Raw genomic sequence first — 15,129 nt, forward strand, 5'->3', positions numbered from 1 at the left:
ACCTTCCGCAGCGGATGGTTCGCTGGCACCCGCTTATCGGGCGCGATGTACGAAAACAGGCCGCCCTGGTCCTTAAACCTGCCGCGCATGATCGCCTCTGACGATTCGAGATGGATAAAGTGAATCATCAAGCCCCCTCCGTGGCGAGGGGGTTCTTCAGCAGACTGCTAACGCGCAAGCACCGACGCATCGGTCCCCGCGCCGAGATATTGCAGCCAGTTCCGAAACAATGCCGCCGCCGCGCTACCGGCCGCGATATCGGCGCGTAAATTCAGCGCAGGCAGTTCGTTGCTGAGTGCGGGGTGGCGCTGGTGCCTTGCCTGTTTCTCGAAGCGGGCAAGCTTCTCCTCCGTCACTGCGTCAAAATAGCTCACGGGCAGCTGCGGATAATTGTCGCGCTCCCGCGCGAGATAACGGCCGATATCGCGCAGATATTCGCGCTGAAGCGACAGCGCGTCGTATTCCGGGTGGCCCTGGAAGAACACGAATTGGCTGGCATATTGTCGGACGAAGATATCGACGCCGGCCTTCGCCGAACGCGTCAGCACCTGATAGCCGGCCTGCGCGAGGTCGCTCTCGGCGATCTCGTTGAGACGCGAATGCGAGACCTTGAGGGGCGCAGGCGCGGCGCGCGTCAGCGGATCGCTGGTCACGGCTTCGCAGTCGAAAATGCCGTGACATTTGGCCGGCAGCCGCCGCCGTTCGATGCGGTCGAGATGCAGCACCGCGGCGTGCGCGGCGAGGCACGACCAGATCGTCGAGCGCGTGTTGACCTTGGCCCAGTCGATCAGCTCGGTGAGATCGCGCCAGTACGGTTCCTGGTCGAGCTCGGGCGCAACCGGCTCGGCGCCGGTCACGATCAGCCCGTCGAACTTGTGGCGCGTGAGCTCGGCGAGCTCCGAATATTCGCTCTCGACATGCCACTTCGCTTCCGGCGAGCGCTTTACCGAGGGCAACGAGAAGCAGTGGAAGCGGATGCGGCGCGGACCTGCTGCGGTCTGGAGCAGCTTCATGAACTGCCGTTCGGTCGCCTTCAGCGCCGGATCCGGCATGTTGTTGATCAACCCGATGGTGAGCTCGGCGCCGCCGCGCTCGCGCGCCAGATCGCCCTCTCCCGGCACCAGCGCCGGGCTCGATATGCCTTGATCCCTGTCGATCAAGATCGTCATCGGCGCTGCCGCCTACTCCGCGGCCTGGAGGCGCGCGGACGGGCAGGCCTTTTCCAGCGCCTGGTCGAGGTCCTCGATGATATCGGCGAAATGTTCGATGCCGATCGAGAGGCGGATCGTTTCCGGCAAAACGCCGGCGACGCGCTGCTGCTCCGCCGACATCTGCCGATGCGTGGTCGAGGCCGGATGGCAGGCCAGCGACTTGGCATCGCCGATATTGACGAGGCGCGTGATCAGCTTCAGCGCATCATAGAAGGACTTGCCGGCTTCCATGCCGCCCTTGATGCCGAAGGTGAACAGGGAGGACGCGTTGCCGTCCAGATATTTCTGCACCAGTGGATAATAGGGACTGTCCGGGAAGCCAGTGTAATTGACCCAGGCGACGCGCGGGTCGTTGCGCAGGAATTCGGCGACCTTGCGGGCGTTCTCGACATGGCGCTCCATCCGCAGCGCCACGGTCTCGATGCCCTGGAGCAGCAGGAAGGCGTTGAACGGCGACAGCACCGAACCCATGGTGCGCTGATAGACGCTGCGCGCGCGCTCGATATAGGCGGTCTTGCCGAAGCGCTCGGCATAGACAAGGCCGTGGTAGGACGCGTCCGGTTTGTTGTAGCCGGGGAAGCGATCGGCGTATTTCGCCCACGGGAAATTTCCGGAATCGACGATGGCGCCACCGAGCGTCGTGCCGTGGCCGCCCAGAAACTTGGTGAGCGAGTGGACAGCGATGTCGGCGCCGTAATCGAACGGCTTGAGCAGGATCGGGGTCGCGACCGTGTTATCGACGATCAGCGGTACGCCGTGCGCATGGGCGATCTTCGCCAGCGCCTCGATGTCGCAGACATTGCCGGCGGGATTGCCGATGGTTTCGGCGAATACGGCGCGGGTGTTCTCGTCGATCAGCTTTTCGACCGCCTCAGGCTTGTCGCTCTCGGCGAAGCGGCCGGTGATGCCCTGCCGCGGCAGGATGTGCGAGAGCAGCGTATGTGTGGTGCCGTAGAGCTGCGGCATAGAAACGATGTTGCCGCCGTGATCGGCGACGTTGACGAAGGCGAAATGCAACGCGGCCTGCCCGGTCGCGACCGCAAGCGCGCCGACGCCGCCCTCGAGCTCGGCGATACGCTTCTCCAGCACCGCGCTGGTCGGATTGGCGATGCGGCTGTAGCGATAGCCTTCGGCCTCGAGATTGAAGAGCGCCGCGCCGTGATCGGCGCTGTCGAAGGCGTAGGCCGCGGTCTGGTAGATCGGCACGGCAACCGCGTGCGTGGTGGCTTCGGGCTCGTAGCCGGCGTGAATAGCGATCGTCTCGTTGCGCATCGTGCCACCTCCGCGTGGAGCGGGCCGCACTTATTGGCCTGTATGAGGCATGTGCGTTGTCCGCCGTCCCTCTGTTAGAGGCGGGTGGTAAAGCGGACAATAATTCGTCTAGAGATCGAGGAAGTAACCCTAACGGTTATTGGTGAATTGGCCAAAATTCGAGTCAAATTGGATGAATGAAGTTTTGCGCAGCCAGCTGAGTGGTTTCCCTTCTCCCCTTGTGCAGGGGGGAGAAGGTGAGACCTTCGTACTCTATCAGCCCATCTGTTCCCACAGCCGATGGGCGAGCACGCCGGCGCGCTTCTCGATCGCGGCTGCCGCATCGAGTGCGAGGTCCTCGCGATAGCGCCCGGCAATGAGCTGCACGCCGATCGGCTTGCCATCATGCAAGGCCACCGGCACCACGGCGCCGGGCAGGCCCAGCACGTTGATCGCGGAGATGAAGCGGATCTCGCCCCAGAAGATCTCGCGCACACGCTCGGGGCTGACGGTGTCCTCGCGCGGGCCTGGCGTCGGCTTCACCGTGGTCGGGGCCAGCACGACCGGATACTCCTCGAAGAACAATTGCCAGGCGCGGATGTGGCCGTTTCGCGCGGCGGTGGCCTGCATCCAGGCCTTGAGGTCGAGCACGTTGGCCTTGGCCTTCATGCCGCCCCACGCCTTGTGGAAGTCTTCAGACGTCACCTCCAGCATGCCGGCTTCCTGCATCACCATCGTCTCGTTAGTGATGATGTCGCACCAGGTCTGCCAGACGCCGTTGATGTCGGGCACATCGACCTCGCTGACACGATAGCCCGAACGTTCCAGATGATCGGCGGCCTGACGCAGTGCCGTTCGCACAGACGGATCGACGTCCATGTCCTCGGGGATCTTGGCCAGCGCGACCTTGATCGGTCCCTTCGGCTTTGGCCCGACCAGCGGTGCCGGCACCCACCAGGGATCGCGCGGATCGCGCTGGCTCATCACCTCCAGCGCGAGACGAACGTCGGCGACGTGGCGGGCGAGCGGCCCCTGCGCCGACATCAGATGCGCCAGCATCGGCCGCTCGGCGGTTGCGCTTCCGTTGAACGCGGGAATACGCCCCTGCGTCGGCTTGATGGTTGCAACGCCGTTGCAATGCGCCGGCCAGCGCAGCGAGCCGCCGATGTCGTTGCCATGCGCGATGGTGCCGATGCCGGCGGCGACCGCCGAACCCGCCCCGCCGGAGGAGCCGCCGCAGGTGATGTTCGGATCCCAGGGATTGAGCGTCAGCCCGTGCAGGGGATTGTCGGTAAAGCCGCGGAAGGAGAATTCCGGCGTGTTGGTGAGGCCGATGACGATCGCGCCGGCCTTCTTCAGGTTGCGCACCACGGGGGAATCCGACGGCGCGATGAGGCCCTTGTTGGCGGGAACGCCATTGAAATTTGGACGGCCTTCGTAGTCGACATTCTCTTTGATCGTGATCGGTACGCCATGCAGGAGGCCGAGTTCGCGGCCCTTCGCGCGCTGCTTGTCGGCCGCATGCGCCGCAGCCAACGCTTCCTTCGAGAGATCGACGACGACGGCGTTCAGCCTCGGATTGATGGCACGCATCCGTTCGAGATGCGCCTCGACGGTCTCGACAGCGGAGATCGCGCCGGAGCGGATCGCGGCTGCGGTCTCGACCGCAGACCATTGCCAGGCTGGCCCTTTGGGGCGGCGTGGCGCGGACGATTTGCGCGGAGCGGCCTTCTTGACCGTCTTCGCTGCGGCCTTCGCAACCACGCCCTTGCGAACGGTGCTTTTCTTGCTGGAGGTCTTCGCTGTTTTCTTTGAAACGCTTTTCTTCTTGGTCGCCGTCTTCTTCGCCACGTCGCATCTCCTGAAATTGCGCGGCGGACGTTACGGAGAGCGATGTGGCCTGTACAGCAGCGTTTCTGCATGGCGCGCTGGCGGGCGCGGCCAATGCGACGAATTGTCAGCGACCGCCGCCGCTCACACCGGTGGCGGGTTCAGCCGCGCAAAACCCTCCTGGATACGATAGGGGTAATAGGGATAGGGCGGCATCACCGCGCTGACCTCGTCGAGGCGCTTGATCTGATTCGCGCTCAGCGACCAGCCGACCGCCCCGAGATTGTCGCGCAGCTGCGCCTCGTCGCGAGCACCGATGATCACGGAGGAGACGGTGGGGCGCGCCAGCAGCCAGGCGATCGCGACCTGCGGCACAGTGCGGCCGATCTCCGCAGCAATCGTATCAAGCACGTCGATCACGGCGTAAAGGCGCTGCTCGTCCACGGGCGGGCCGAACTGTGCGGTGGCGTGCAGGCGGCTTCCTTGCGGCAGCGGCTGGCCACGCCGGATCTTTCCGGTGAGCCGGCCCCAGCCGAGTGGGCTCCAGACCAGCGCGCCCACGCCCTGGTCGCGCGCGAGCGGCATCAGCTCCCACTCATAATCGCGGCCGAGCAGCGAATAATAGACCTGGTGCGCGACATAACGCGGCCAGCCGTGCCGGTCGGCGATGGCGAGCGACTTCATCAGCTGCCAGCCCGCGAAATTCGAGACGCCGACATAGCGCAGCTTTCCGGCGCGCACGAGCATATCCAGCGTCGACAGCACCTCCTCGATCGGCGTAAATGCGTCGAAGGCGTGGAGCTGGAGCAGGTCGATATGATCGGTGCCCAGGCGGCGCAGCGCTGCGTCGACCGAGGTCAGCAGTCGCTGCCGCGACGAGCCGGCATCGAGCGGGCCATCGCCCATCGGCAGGCTCATCTTGGTGGAGATCAGCACCTTGTCGCGGCGGCCCTTGATCGCAGCGCCGAGGATCTCCTCGGAGGCGCCATTCGAATAGACGTCGGCGCTGTCGAACAAATTGACACCGGCATCGAGACAGATGTCGATCAGCCTGCGCGCCTCCTCAATGCCGCTGCGGCCCCAGGCCGAGAATAGCGGACCCTGGCCACCGAACGTGCCGGTGCCGAAGCTGAGGACGGGTACCCTAAGGCCGGAAGCGCCGAGATTGCGGTGGTCCATGATCGCTCTCCTCTATTCCGCCGGGCAAGCCGCAACGGCGGCCTGTGCCCGGTCAAGCCGAAGGCTCCACAGCGCCAGCACGAGGCCAACCGCCGTGATGCCGGCCGCGACCAGAGGCAGCGCGGAGAGATCGAGCCCGCGGTCGATGGTGACACCGCCGACCCAGGCACCGAGCGCGTTGCCGAGATTGAACGCGGCGATGTTGAGGCTCGAAGCGAGCGTGCGTCCACTGGGGCCGGCGGCTTCCAGCACGCGAAGCTGGAGCGGGGCAACGGTTGCAAAGGCCGCGATGCCGAGCAGCAGGATCAGCACGACGGCAGGGATCTTGACCGACAGCACGGCGGCAAGGCCGAGCAGCACGATGGCGAGCGCGGCCAGCGTTCCGATCAGCGCACGGGCGAGGCCACGGTCGGCAAGCTTGCCGCCGGCGACGTTTCCGATCGCGAGACCTGCGCCGAATACCAGCAGGATCGGTGAGACCGCGGTCTCCGGGAAGCCGGTGAAGCGCGTCAGAATCGGCTGGATATAGGTGAAGACGACGAACAGGCCGGCGAAGCCGAACACGGTCATGGCGAGGCCGAGCAGAACCTGCGGACGGCCGAGGACCGATACTTCCTCGGCGAGCGAGATCGGCTTGTCGCCGTTGCCGACATGGCCGGGCGCCAGCGCCGCCACCACCGCAAAGGCGATCACGCCGATGGCGGTCACCGCCCAGAACGCCGCGCGCCAGCCGAGCATGAGGCCGAACCAGGCGCCGAAGGGCACGCCGAGCAGCGTCGCGACCGTGAGACCGATGAACATGGTCGATATCGCGGAGGCGCGCTTGTCCTCGGCGACAAGGCTGGTCGCGACCACCGAGCCGACACCGAAGAAGGTGCCATGGGCGAGCGAGGTCAGTACGCGCGCCGCCATCAGCAATTCGTAGTTCGGCGCCAGTGCGCAGGCCGCATTGCCCAGCGTGAAAATCGCCATCAGCGCGAGCAGCACGGCTTTCCGCGGCATCCGCCGCGTGGCCAGTGTCAGCACCGGCGCGCCGACGAACACGCCGAGCGCATAGCCCGATATCAACAAACCCGCGACCGGAACGGACACGTGCATGTCGGCGGCGACCTGGAGCAGCAGGCCCATGATGATGAATTCGGTGGTGCCGATGCCGAAGGCACCAGCGGTGAGGGCGAGGACGGCGGGAGGCATGCGTGGCTCCAATGCATGAGACGAGGCCACGCAGATAGCCGCACCGCGGCAAAGTGATTAGGATGTCCATAATCCAATCATTTGTGACATGAATTCAACATGGCCCGCTTCGACACCAATCGCTCCGCCGAGATGGAGGTTTTCGTCCGCGTCGTCGACTTAGGCGGATTCACCCAGGCCGCGCGAAAATTGCGCCTGACGCCGTCGGGCGTGAGCAAGCTGATCTCGCGGCTGGAAGCGCGGCTCGGCTCGCGGCTGATCAACCGCACCACGCGCAAGCTCACGCTGACGGAGGAAGGCCAAGCCTTCTACGAGCGCACGGTGCGCATCCTCGCCGAGATGGAGGAAGCCGAGCGCGAGGCGGCCTCCGGCGCGACGCCGCGGGGCCGACTCACGGTCAACTGCAACATTCCCTTCGGCATGCTGCATGTGATGCCGCTGATCCCGCGCTTCCTCGAACTGCATCCAGACGTCACGCTCGACCTGGTGCTGACCGATACGCTGATCGACCTGATGCAGGAGCGCGCCGACGTCGCAATCCGCGTCGGTCCCTTGCGAGCGTCACGTCTCGTCGCGCGAAAGCTTGGCACCAGCCGGATGGTCGTGGTCGGCGCGCCGGACTATCTCGCGCGATGCGGCACGCCGAAGATTCCGGCGGAGCTCACCGAGCATCGCGGCATCGGCTGGACCTTCCCGCGTACGATCCGTGGCTGGCCATTCAAGCGCGGCGACCACACCGAAGAAGCCGTGCCGCCGCCCGTCGCGCGCGCCAGCGACGGCGAAATCGCCCGCCGTCTCGCGCTTGGCGGCGTCGGGCTCGCCCGCCTCGCCCTCTTCCACATCGGCCCCGACATCGAATCCGGACATCTCGTTCCGGTTCTTCAAAACTACAATCCCGGCGACCGCGAAGACATCCACGCCGTCTATGTCGGCCACACTGCGCCCCTGCCGGCCCGCGTGCGTGCGTTCATCGATTTTCTGGCGGAGCATGTGCGGGTGAGCGATCCCGCGCTGAAACGGGCGGGGGATGGGCGGTGGAGGGTGGTAGTGGGGTGACGAGTGGCGGAGAGAGTGGGATTCGAACCCACGGTACGGTTTCCCGCACACACGCTTTCCAAGCGTGCGCCTTAAGCCACTCGGCCATCTCTCCGGAGCGCACTCTCTTGAAGGGGCGCCGATGATTTTGCAAGGGATCGCGGGGAAATCGGGTGAAATTTCCGTAAGATGTTGTATTTCATAGAGAATATCAGGTGCCACTCTAACGCTCGGAACCGGCCGCCGGCTGAACCGGCTGTGGGTTTGGCGCGACGATTCACTCAAGGCCGTCAAACAAGTCGGGAGGCACCGTGACCATCCGCAGCACCATCGCCGCGCTGAGCCTGATTTCGGGCCTTGCCGCCTCCTTCGCCGTACCGGCCGCCGCACAGGTCTGCACCCGGCAAGGGGCCGACGTCAGCTGTGACGACGGACGGCACGGGATGCTTTCGGGCGATGCCATCCTCTGGCCGGACGGCACGCGCTCGAGCTCGACTCCACATCAGAGCGTGATCATCGGCAACAAGAGCTCGGTGCATGTCGGGCCTGGCGTGTTCGTCGGCCAGGGCAAGGGCATGGTGCCGCTGGACGATCCGAACGCGCCGAACAAGCGACAATGCGCGATTTTGGAGGGGGTATCGTATTGCTATTGAGATGCCGTATCACGCGCGCGCCGGAGACTCCGTCATGTCCGGGACAAGCCCGGCCATGACGAGAGGAAACAGTCGAGCAAACGGAAACGGATGAGTTCTCGGAAAGCGGCCCCTCTCCCCGAAGGATGGGGCGAGAAGAACTAGATCAACCGCACACCCGAGATCGCCGACTTCAGCCAGCGCAACGCCTGCGGCGGCTGCGCGGCGAGCGGCGCCGCTGCGATCTTCTCGGTCCGGCACTTTTCCAGCTCAGCGACGAAATCCGTCGACCATTGCTGGATGGTGTGGCCACGCAGCTTCTTCATCATCGCTTCCCAGCGCATCTTGCGTTCGATCAGCGGCATCGCGGCCGCGACCGCGATGGCGCGCGCCATGCCGTCGATATCATGTGGATTGACCAGCAGGGCAGCGTCGAGCTCGTTGGCCGCACCGGCGAATTTCGACAGCACCAGAACGCCGGGATCGGCCGGGTTTTGCGCGGCGACGTATTCCTTGGCGACCAGGTTCATGCCGTCGTGCAGCGGCGTTACCACGCCGATCTGCGCGGTGCGGTAGAGACCCGCGAGCACGGCCTGGCTAAAGCCCTTGTTGAGATAGCGGATCGGCGTCCAGTCGGCCTCGCCGTGGCGGCCATTGACGTCGGACACGAGACGCGCGACCTCGTTCTGGAGGTTGCCATAGGCCTCGATGGCACCGCGCGAGGGATTTGCGATCTGAAGCAGCGAAATGCTGCGCGAGAACTGCGGCTGCTCGGTCCAGAGCCGGTCGAACGCGCTGATGCGGTTGACGAGGCCTTTGGAATAGTCGAGCCGGTCGACGCCGATCGCGAGCCGCTCGCCGTTGAGGCTGCGCCGCAGCCGCGAGACGTCCGGGTGCGAAGCCGACTTCGCCGCATATTGCGCAAACTTCTCGGCGTCGATGCCGATCGGAAAGACCTCGCAGCGTGTACGGCCATGCTGCGAGATCGCAACGCCGTCCTCGACAACGAGACCCAGCTCGCCCGCGACATAGCCGAGAAAATTCTGGCAATCGTCATTGGTCTGGAAGCCGAGCAGATCGTAGGCCAGCATCGCCGTGATCAGCTCGCGATGATTGGGCACACCTTGCATCACCGCGGCGACCGGCCACGGCGTGTGCAGAAAGAAGCCGATCGGATCGTCGACACCGAGATCGCGCAGCGACGCGCCGAGCGCGAGGAAATGATAATCCTGCACCCAGAACGCCGTCTTTGCTTTCCGGAAGCGCATCAAGGCGCGCGCCATGAAGGCGCTGACCTCGCGATAGCTGACATAGTCGTCACGCGAGACGCGGATCAGATCGCTGCGAGAATGCAGCGCCGGCCACAGCGCCGAATTGGCGAAGCCTTCGTAGTACCCGCCGTAGTGCGCCGCCGGCAGATCCAGCGTCGCGATCGCACCCGAACCCAGCGCTTCGATCTCGGCGAACGGTTCCTTTTGATGACCGTCACGCACGCGGCCCGAGGAACCCACCCAGATCGCGCCCGAATGTTCCACGACAGGTAGCAACGCCGCCGCGAGACCGCCCGTCATGGGCTCATTGGGCTTGCCGCGCGCGACGCGATTCGAAACGACGACTAAATTCACAGGTCGTCCCCTCCTGTTTCATTCCACCCCATTTAACTGCCGTTCATCAATATGGTTCCTGATCATCGTTTCAACCAATTGAAACCAAATTCAGGCGTGCGCGTTGGAACCAGCTTTCTTCACGGAACCCGGGGATTTCACTGAACAAAGTCGGTTTTCGTGGCTGTGTTGCGCAGCACGAATTGCGCGCAAGAGAATTACAAGAGAATTACAAGGGAATTAGAGGTGAACCCAGGCGAGCAATAATGCGACTCTGAGATGTCGATGCCTTATTCCAATCTTGTGTCGTCGAGCAGCCGCGCGAGGAACGCGCGCACATCGTTCGGCGCATCGAAATGGCCGTTGACACCGATGGCGCGGCGGCCGACCGAGAAGGCGAGACCGTCCATGTCAGGCATGATCGCGAACACGGTCTCGTCGGTGACGTCATCGCCGATGAAGATCGGACGGCGTCCCTTGAAAGGCTCGTGCTTCATCAACTCGCGCACGCCAGTCGCCTTGGTGAACCCGGAATGCTTGATCTCGCAGACGAACTTGCCGGGCAGCACCTCGATCGGCGCATTGGGCAGGTCGGCGCGGATCAGCGAGACGGATTCATAGATCGCCTTCTCCGCATGCGGCGCAAGGCGGTAGTGCAGTGCTAGCGAATAACCCTTGTCTTCGAGCAGAATGCCGGGGCTGAGCTTGGCAACCGCCGCAAGCCGCCGCTTCAGCTCCTTGTCCAGCGGCGGCGCGCTGACGGCGTCGGCTTCGTTGTCCATGGAAAGCCGCATTTCCGCGCCGTGGCCGGCGACGGCGCGGAAGACGTCGGGCGCGAAAATCAGATCGATGTCGTTGAGCGAACGGCCGCTGACCATCGCCAGCGCGCCCGCCGTGCGCTCCGTCAGCCGGTTCAGCGTTTCCGACAGACCTGGCGGCACCCACACCTCGCGCGGCGTCGGCATCAGGTCGAGCAAGGTACCGTCGATGTCGAGCAAGATCGCTGTTTCGCCGAGATGCGGGACGAGCGCATGCGGCACCGGGACTGCGTCCGGCGTCTCGTCAGGAATGGTGCGCTCCTGGTTCAATGCCATGTCGTTCAATGCCATGTCCGCCAGTTCCGATTTCATAGTCTACTCCATCCACGCAAGCGGCCGCGCGATTTCTTCGAGCGATTTGCGTTCCGCTGAGACGGCATAGCGCCACGCCACGATCGCGGCCGCGATCATCAGGAATGCCCCCAGCAAATAGCCCGCGAACACGCTCGTGCGTGATCCCGTGTCGATCAGCGCACCGAACAGCGCGGGGCCGATGACGCCGCCGATGCCGGTGCCGACCGCGTAGAACACCGCGATCGCCAGCGCGCGGACCTCCAGGGGAAACGTTTCGCTGACGGTGAGATAGGCGGCGCTCGCGGCAGGCGAGGCAAAGAAGAAGATCACCATCCAGGCGATGGTCTGCCCCTGCGCGCTCAAGGCGCCAATCGAGAACAGATAACCCGACAGCGCCAGCAAAAGGCCCGACGCACCATAGGTGAACATGATCATGGTGCGGCGGCCGAGCGTATCGAACAGGCGGCCGAGCAGTAGCGGCCCGAAGAAATTGCCGGCGGCAAAAGGCAGCAGATACCAGCCGACATGATCGGCGCTGATGCCGTAGAAATCGGTCAGCACCAGAGCGAAGGTGAAGAAGATGGCGTTGTAGAAGAAAGCCTGCGCGATCATCAGCACGAGGCCGACCATTGCCTGTCGGCGATAGACCGAGAACAGCGTGTGCACGACCTCACGGATCGGCGTGTGATCGCGCATCTTCAGCCGGATCTTGGCGAAGCGCCCGTCGCTCGTATCCTGGTCGCGTCCGATCACCGAGCGCTCGATCTCGTCGACGATGGCGTGGGCCTGGTCGGGACGGCCGTGGATCATCAGCCAGCGCGGACTCTCCGGAATCCACATCCGCATCAGCAGCACGACGAGGCCGATGGCCGCGCCGATGAGATAAGCAAGGCGCCAGCCGAGATCCGGACCGATCACAGCGGGATCGAGCAGCACGATGGCCGCCACGGCGCCCATCGCAGCACCGATCCAGAAGCTGCCATTGATGACGAGATCGGTCCAGCCGCGATAGCGCGCCGGCACCAGTTCCTGGATGGTCGAATTGATCGCGGTGTATTCGCCGCCGATGCCGGCGCCGGTGAGGAAACGAAACAGCGCGTAGCTCGCGACGTCCCATGACAGAGCGGTCGCAGCCGTTGCTGAGAGATAGAGCGCGAGCGTGATGAAGAACAGCTTCTTGCGGCCGATGCGGTCGGTGAGCCAGCCGAAACCGAGCGCGCCGAGCACCGCACCCGCAAGATAGGCGGAATTGGCAACGCCGAGATCGAGATTGGAGAAATGCAGGGTGGGGCTCTGCTTCAGCGCGCCGGAGAGCGCGCCGGCCAGTGTCACCTCGAGGCCATCCAGAATCCAGGTGATGCCGAGCGCGAGCACGACGCGCGTGTGAAAGCCGCTCCACGGCAGCGCGTCGAGCCGTGCGGGAATGCTGGTCTCGATGATGCGGTCGGCCGCGGCCGCCGTGAAGACCACGGGTCCATCATTCGGCGCTGGGCTTCGCTGCAATTCCATCGCGTTGTTGCATCTGACCAATGGACATGGCCCCGGTGCGGCATTCCGCCTGCCACCTGCGACAACGTCTGCGGCGAGGGCAGGTTCCCGTGGGAACGGCCGTTCGCCCCGCTGGTTTTCGATGGAGCCGCAGGGAGTTGACGCATGGCTCATGTCAGAAAGACGACACATTCTCGCAAAACGGCGGCGCGCAAGAGCACCAAACGCGCCACACCAAAGCGCTGGTCACAGCGCGTGACGAGGGAGAGCGACGCGCTCGACCTCAAACAAGGCGTATTCAAGCTGACCAGCGCGAAGAAGATCGCGACTTCGCTGAAGCGTTCGGCCGAGCACAGCGCGCGCCGCAAGACCGGCGCCTACCGCTCGGCGCTGTCGATGCTGACGTTCTACATCAACCGCGCCGGCAAGACGCTGCCGCAGACGCAGCGCACGCGGCTGGAGCGAGCCAAGGTGGAGCTGAAGCGAGCGTTCGGGAGGGAGTGAGCGCGGAAAGCGCGCCCCTCGCTCAAGCGTAACGAAGCCCTAGGCCGCCCGGATATTCCCCATGAAGCGGTCGAGCTCGGCGCGTAGGCGGCTACTTTCGGATGACAGCGTCTTGGCCGAATGCAGCACCTCTTCCGAGGCCGAGCCGGTTTCGGCGGCGCCGCGATTGACCTGACCGATGTCGGTGGCGGCGGTCTGTGTGCCCTGCGCGACGGTCTGGACGCTGCGCGCGATTTCCTGCGTCGCCGCGCCTTGCTGCTCGACTGCGCTCGCAATCGATGTCGAGATCGATGAGATCTGGCCGATGGTCGCGCCGATCTCCTTGATCGCCGCAACCGACTCGGCGGTGGCGCCTTGCATCCCCGTGATGTGCGAGGAAATCTCGTCGGTGGCCTTCGCGGTCTGGCTTGCCAGCGACTTCACTTCGCTGGCGACCACGGCGAAACCGCGGCCGGCTTCGCCGGCGCGCGCCGCCTCGATAGTCGCATTCAGAGCGAGAAGATTGGTCTGCTCGGCGATCGCAGTGATGAGCTTGACGACTTCGCCGATCTGCTGGGCGGCATGCGAGAGCTTGCCGATGCGACCATCGGTCTCCTTCGCCTGCACCACGGCGGCCTCGGCAATGCGGCTGGAATCGCGGACCTGGCGGCCGATCTCCTCGACCGAGGCCGAGAGCTCTTCCGTCGCGGTCGCGACCGACTGCATGTTGCTGGAGGCCTGCTCGGAGACGTCGGCGACCTGGCTCGACAGGCTCTGCGTGGTCTCGGCGGTGCGGGTCAGCGTCGAGGCTGCCGATTCCAGCTGCACGGCAGAGGCCGAGACGTTGGAGACGATGGCGCCAACCGCGCTCTCGAAATCATCGGCGAAACGAATCAGTTCGGAACGGCGGCTTGTGGCCTGCTCCCTGTTCTGGACTTCGCTCGCGGCGGCATCACGCTCCGCCTTGGCAACGGCCTGCACCTTGAACTCCTCGACCGCGCCGGCCATCTCGCCGATCTCGTCCCTGCGCCCCAGGCCCGGCAGCACGACGTCGAAATTGCCCGAGGCAAGCTCGCGCATCGCCTTGCACATCGCGATCATCGGACGCGAAATGCCATTGCCCAGCATCCAAGCCAACGCGGCGCCAATGGCGAGGCCGCCGAGCGCCATCATCAGCATCGTCCGCTCGGTGTCGCCAATGGTGGCATTGGCGCTCGCCTCGATGCGCTGCTGATCGGCTGAGAGTTCCGACCGCAGCTCGGCCGAGAGTTTCAGGATGGTCCCTGCCGTCTTGGTCATCTCCCCATTCGACTTGACGATCACTTTCACGTTCTCGGTCAGCTTCGAAAAGGAGGTGCGGTACTGCTTCAGGAGATTGCCGATCTCGGTGACGCGTTCGGTGATCTTCTGGTCGTTGGCATAGATCGAGACCAGCAAGGTCTCCAGGAACTTGATGCGGGCGATCACGCCGTCGGCGGTCTTCGGCTCCGGCTTGGAGACAAAGGCGCTGACCGAGGTGGAGACCGCAAGATATTGCGATGTGATGTCCTTGGCCGTGGTCTGAACGGATGCAAGCCCCGCCAGCGCCGCGGTGTCGGCGAGATCGTCGAACTTGAAGCGGATCTTGTTGCCGACGCTGTTGAGCTCATCGGCCGCGATCTTGTTGTTCTCGCGCGTCAGCGTGATGATCTCGCTGAACACCTTCGTAAAACGCTGGAACTCGGCCTCGAGCTTGCCGATCTGCTCGCGGCGCGCCGCGCCGGTCGTGGCGGCCGTCGACTTTGCGATCGCCACCCTCAAATTATCTTCGGCGGCCTTGGCCGCGGTCTCGTCGTCCGGCGCCCCGGTCAGCGTATAGGCCCGCGCCAGCCCCTGATAGCTGATCAGCTCGCGATCGACCGTCCGCGCAAGGTCCGCTTCCGCCACGCTGGCGCGATAGGAGGCCACGGCGGCCTGGATCCGCTCGAAGCCGAAATAGGCGAAAGCCATGCTGATGGCGAGGATGGCCAGCACCGCCACGAAGCCGAGGATGATTTTTGCGCGAAAGCGCAAGGTGAGCAGCTTCGATGTGTTCGGCTTCGACTTGACGGGCATTCCCCACCCCATTCCA

At 64.5% G+C, this 15,129-nt stretch carries 12 protein-coding genes and 1 tRNA gene; 3 read left to right on the forward strand and 10 right to left on the reverse strand.

Annotation, left to right across the window (positions count from 1 at the left end; translation table 11 throughout):
• Nucleotides 1–167: 167 nt before the first annotated feature.
• From metA to QCM77_RS26080, 5 genes are all read right to left on the reverse strand, one after another.
• Nucleotides 168–1,169, reverse strand: coding sequence for a homoserine O-succinyltransferase MetA (metA, locus tag QCM77_RS26060; RefSeq protein WP_279685462.1), 1,002 nt, complete (start codon nucleotides 1,167–1,169; stop codon nucleotides 168–170).
• A gap of 12 nt (nucleotides 1,170–1,181) precedes the next feature.
• On the reverse strand, nucleotides 1,182–2,483 hold the full coding sequence (locus QCM77_RS26065; protein WP_279685464.1) for an O-acetylhomoserine aminocarboxypropyltransferase/cysteine synthase family protein: 1,302 nt from the start codon (nucleotides 2,481–2,483) through the stop codon (nucleotides 1,182–1,184).
• A gap of 255 nt (nucleotides 2,484–2,738) precedes the next feature.
• Nucleotides 2,739–4,313, reverse strand: a complete 1,575-nt coding sequence (locus tag QCM77_RS26070; RefSeq protein WP_279685465.1) for an amidase family protein — start codon at nucleotides 4,311–4,313, stop codon at nucleotides 2,739–2,741.
• A gap of 123 nt (nucleotides 4,314–4,436) precedes the next feature.
• Nucleotides 4,437–5,471 carry an aldo/keto reductase gene (locus tag QCM77_RS26075; RefSeq protein WP_279685467.1) on the reverse strand — a complete coding sequence of 345 codons (1,035 nt, stop codon included), beginning with the start codon at nucleotides 5,469–5,471 and terminating at the stop codon, nucleotides 4,437–4,439.
• Between the two features lie 12 nt (nucleotides 5,472–5,483).
• Nucleotides 5,484–6,665: an MFS transporter gene (locus tag QCM77_RS26080; RefSeq protein WP_279685469.1), complete on the reverse strand. Its 1,182-nt coding sequence runs from the start codon at nucleotides 6,663–6,665 to the stop codon at nucleotides 5,484–5,486.
• Nucleotides 6,666–6,764: 99 nt separating this feature from the next.
• Here QCM77_RS26080 and QCM77_RS26085 point away from each other — a divergent pair, with 99 nt between their 5' ends.
• Entirely contained in the window at nucleotides 6,765–7,721 is a 957-nt protein-coding gene (locus tag QCM77_RS26085; protein WP_279668450.1) for a LysR family transcriptional regulator, read from the forward strand.
• A 4-nt stretch (nucleotides 7,722–7,725) separates the two neighbouring features.
• On the opposite strand, the gene QCM77_RS26090 is transcribed toward QCM77_RS26085, so the two are convergent.
• Nucleotides 7,726–7,815 (reverse strand) — tRNA-Ser (locus QCM77_RS26090).
• Nucleotides 7,816–8,011: 196 nt separating this feature from the next.
• Between QCM77_RS26090 and QCM77_RS26095 the strand changes: the two genes are divergently transcribed.
• Nucleotides 8,012–8,353: a hypothetical protein gene (locus QCM77_RS26095; protein WP_279668451.1), complete on the forward strand. Its 342-nt coding sequence runs from the start codon at nucleotides 8,012–8,014 to the stop codon at nucleotides 8,351–8,353.
• Between the two features lie 140 nt (nucleotides 8,354–8,493).
• Here QCM77_RS26095 and QCM77_RS26100 read toward each other — a convergent pair whose 3' ends face one another.
• From QCM77_RS26100 to QCM77_RS26110, 3 genes are all read right to left on the reverse strand, one after another.
• Nucleotides 8,494–9,957, reverse strand: a complete 1,464-nt coding sequence (locus QCM77_RS26100) for a trehalose-6-phosphate synthase (protein WP_279668452.1) — start codon at nucleotides 9,955–9,957, stop codon at nucleotides 8,494–8,496.
• A gap of 269 nt (nucleotides 9,958–10,226) precedes the next feature.
• Complete coding sequence (gene otsB / locus QCM77_RS26105; RefSeq protein ID WP_279685470.1) at nucleotides 10,227–11,066, reverse strand: trehalose-phosphatase; 840 nt, start codon at nucleotides 11,064–11,066, stop codon at nucleotides 10,227–10,229.
• A 3-nt stretch (nucleotides 11,067–11,069) separates the two neighbouring features.
• On the reverse strand, nucleotides 11,070–12,557 hold the full coding sequence (locus tag QCM77_RS26110) for an MFS transporter (RefSeq protein ID WP_279685471.1): 1,488 nt from the start codon (nucleotides 12,555–12,557) through the stop codon (nucleotides 11,070–11,072).
• A gap of 144 nt (nucleotides 12,558–12,701) precedes the next feature.
• Between QCM77_RS26110 and QCM77_RS26115 the strand changes: the two genes are divergently transcribed.
• Nucleotides 12,702–13,040, forward strand: coding sequence for a DUF3175 domain-containing protein (locus QCM77_RS26115; RefSeq protein WP_279685473.1), 339 nt, complete (start codon nucleotides 12,702–12,704; stop codon nucleotides 13,038–13,040).
• Nucleotides 13,041–13,079: 39 nt separating this feature from the next.
• Here QCM77_RS26115 and QCM77_RS26120 read toward each other — a convergent pair whose 3' ends face one another.
• Nucleotides 13,080–15,113 carry a methyl-accepting chemotaxis protein gene (locus QCM77_RS26120; protein ID WP_279685475.1) on the reverse strand — a complete coding sequence of 678 codons (2,034 nt, stop codon included), beginning with the start codon at nucleotides 15,111–15,113 and terminating at the stop codon, nucleotides 13,080–13,082.
• Nucleotides 15,114–15,129: the final 16 nt, after the last annotated feature.

This window comes from Bradyrhizobium nivariense, assembly GCF_029846695.2.
GTDB lineage: Bacteria > Pseudomonadota > Alphaproteobacteria > Rhizobiales > Xanthobacteraceae > Bradyrhizobium.

Bases quoted from the DNA above. Each gene is read 5' to 3' on its own strand.
- metA (WP_279685462.1), bottom strand. From the start codon at position 1,169: ATGACGATCTTGATCGACAGGGATCAAGGCATATCGAGCCCGGCGCTG.
- QCM77_RS26080 (WP_279685469.1), bottom strand. From the start codon at position 6,665: ATGCCTCCCGCCGTCCTCGCCCTCACCGCTGGTGCCTTCGGCATCGGC.
- QCM77_RS26110 (WP_279685471.1), bottom strand. From the start codon at position 12,557: ATGGAATTGCAGCGAAGCCCAGCGCCGAATGATGGACCCGTGGTCTTC.
- QCM77_RS26120 (WP_279685475.1), bottom strand. From the start codon at position 15,113: ATGCCCGTCAAGTCGAAGCCGAACACATCGAAGCTGCTCACCTTGCGC.
- otsB (WP_279685470.1), bottom strand. From the start codon at position 11,066: ATGAAATCGGAACTGGCGGACATGGCATTGAACGACATGGCATTGAAC.
- QCM77_RS26085 (WP_279668450.1), top strand. From the start codon at position 6,765: ATGGCCCGCTTCGACACCAATCGCTCCGCCGAGATGGAGGTTTTCGTC.
- QCM77_RS26065 (WP_279685464.1), bottom strand. From the start codon at position 2,483: ATGCGCAACGAGACGATCGCTATTCACGCCGGCTACGAGCCCGAAGCC.
- QCM77_RS26075 (WP_279685467.1), bottom strand. From the start codon at position 5,471: ATGGACCACCGCAATCTCGGCGCTTCCGGCCTTAGGGTACCCGTCCTC.
- QCM77_RS26115 (WP_279685473.1), top strand. From the start codon at position 12,702: ATGGCTCATGTCAGAAAGACGACACATTCTCGCAAAACGGCGGCGCGC.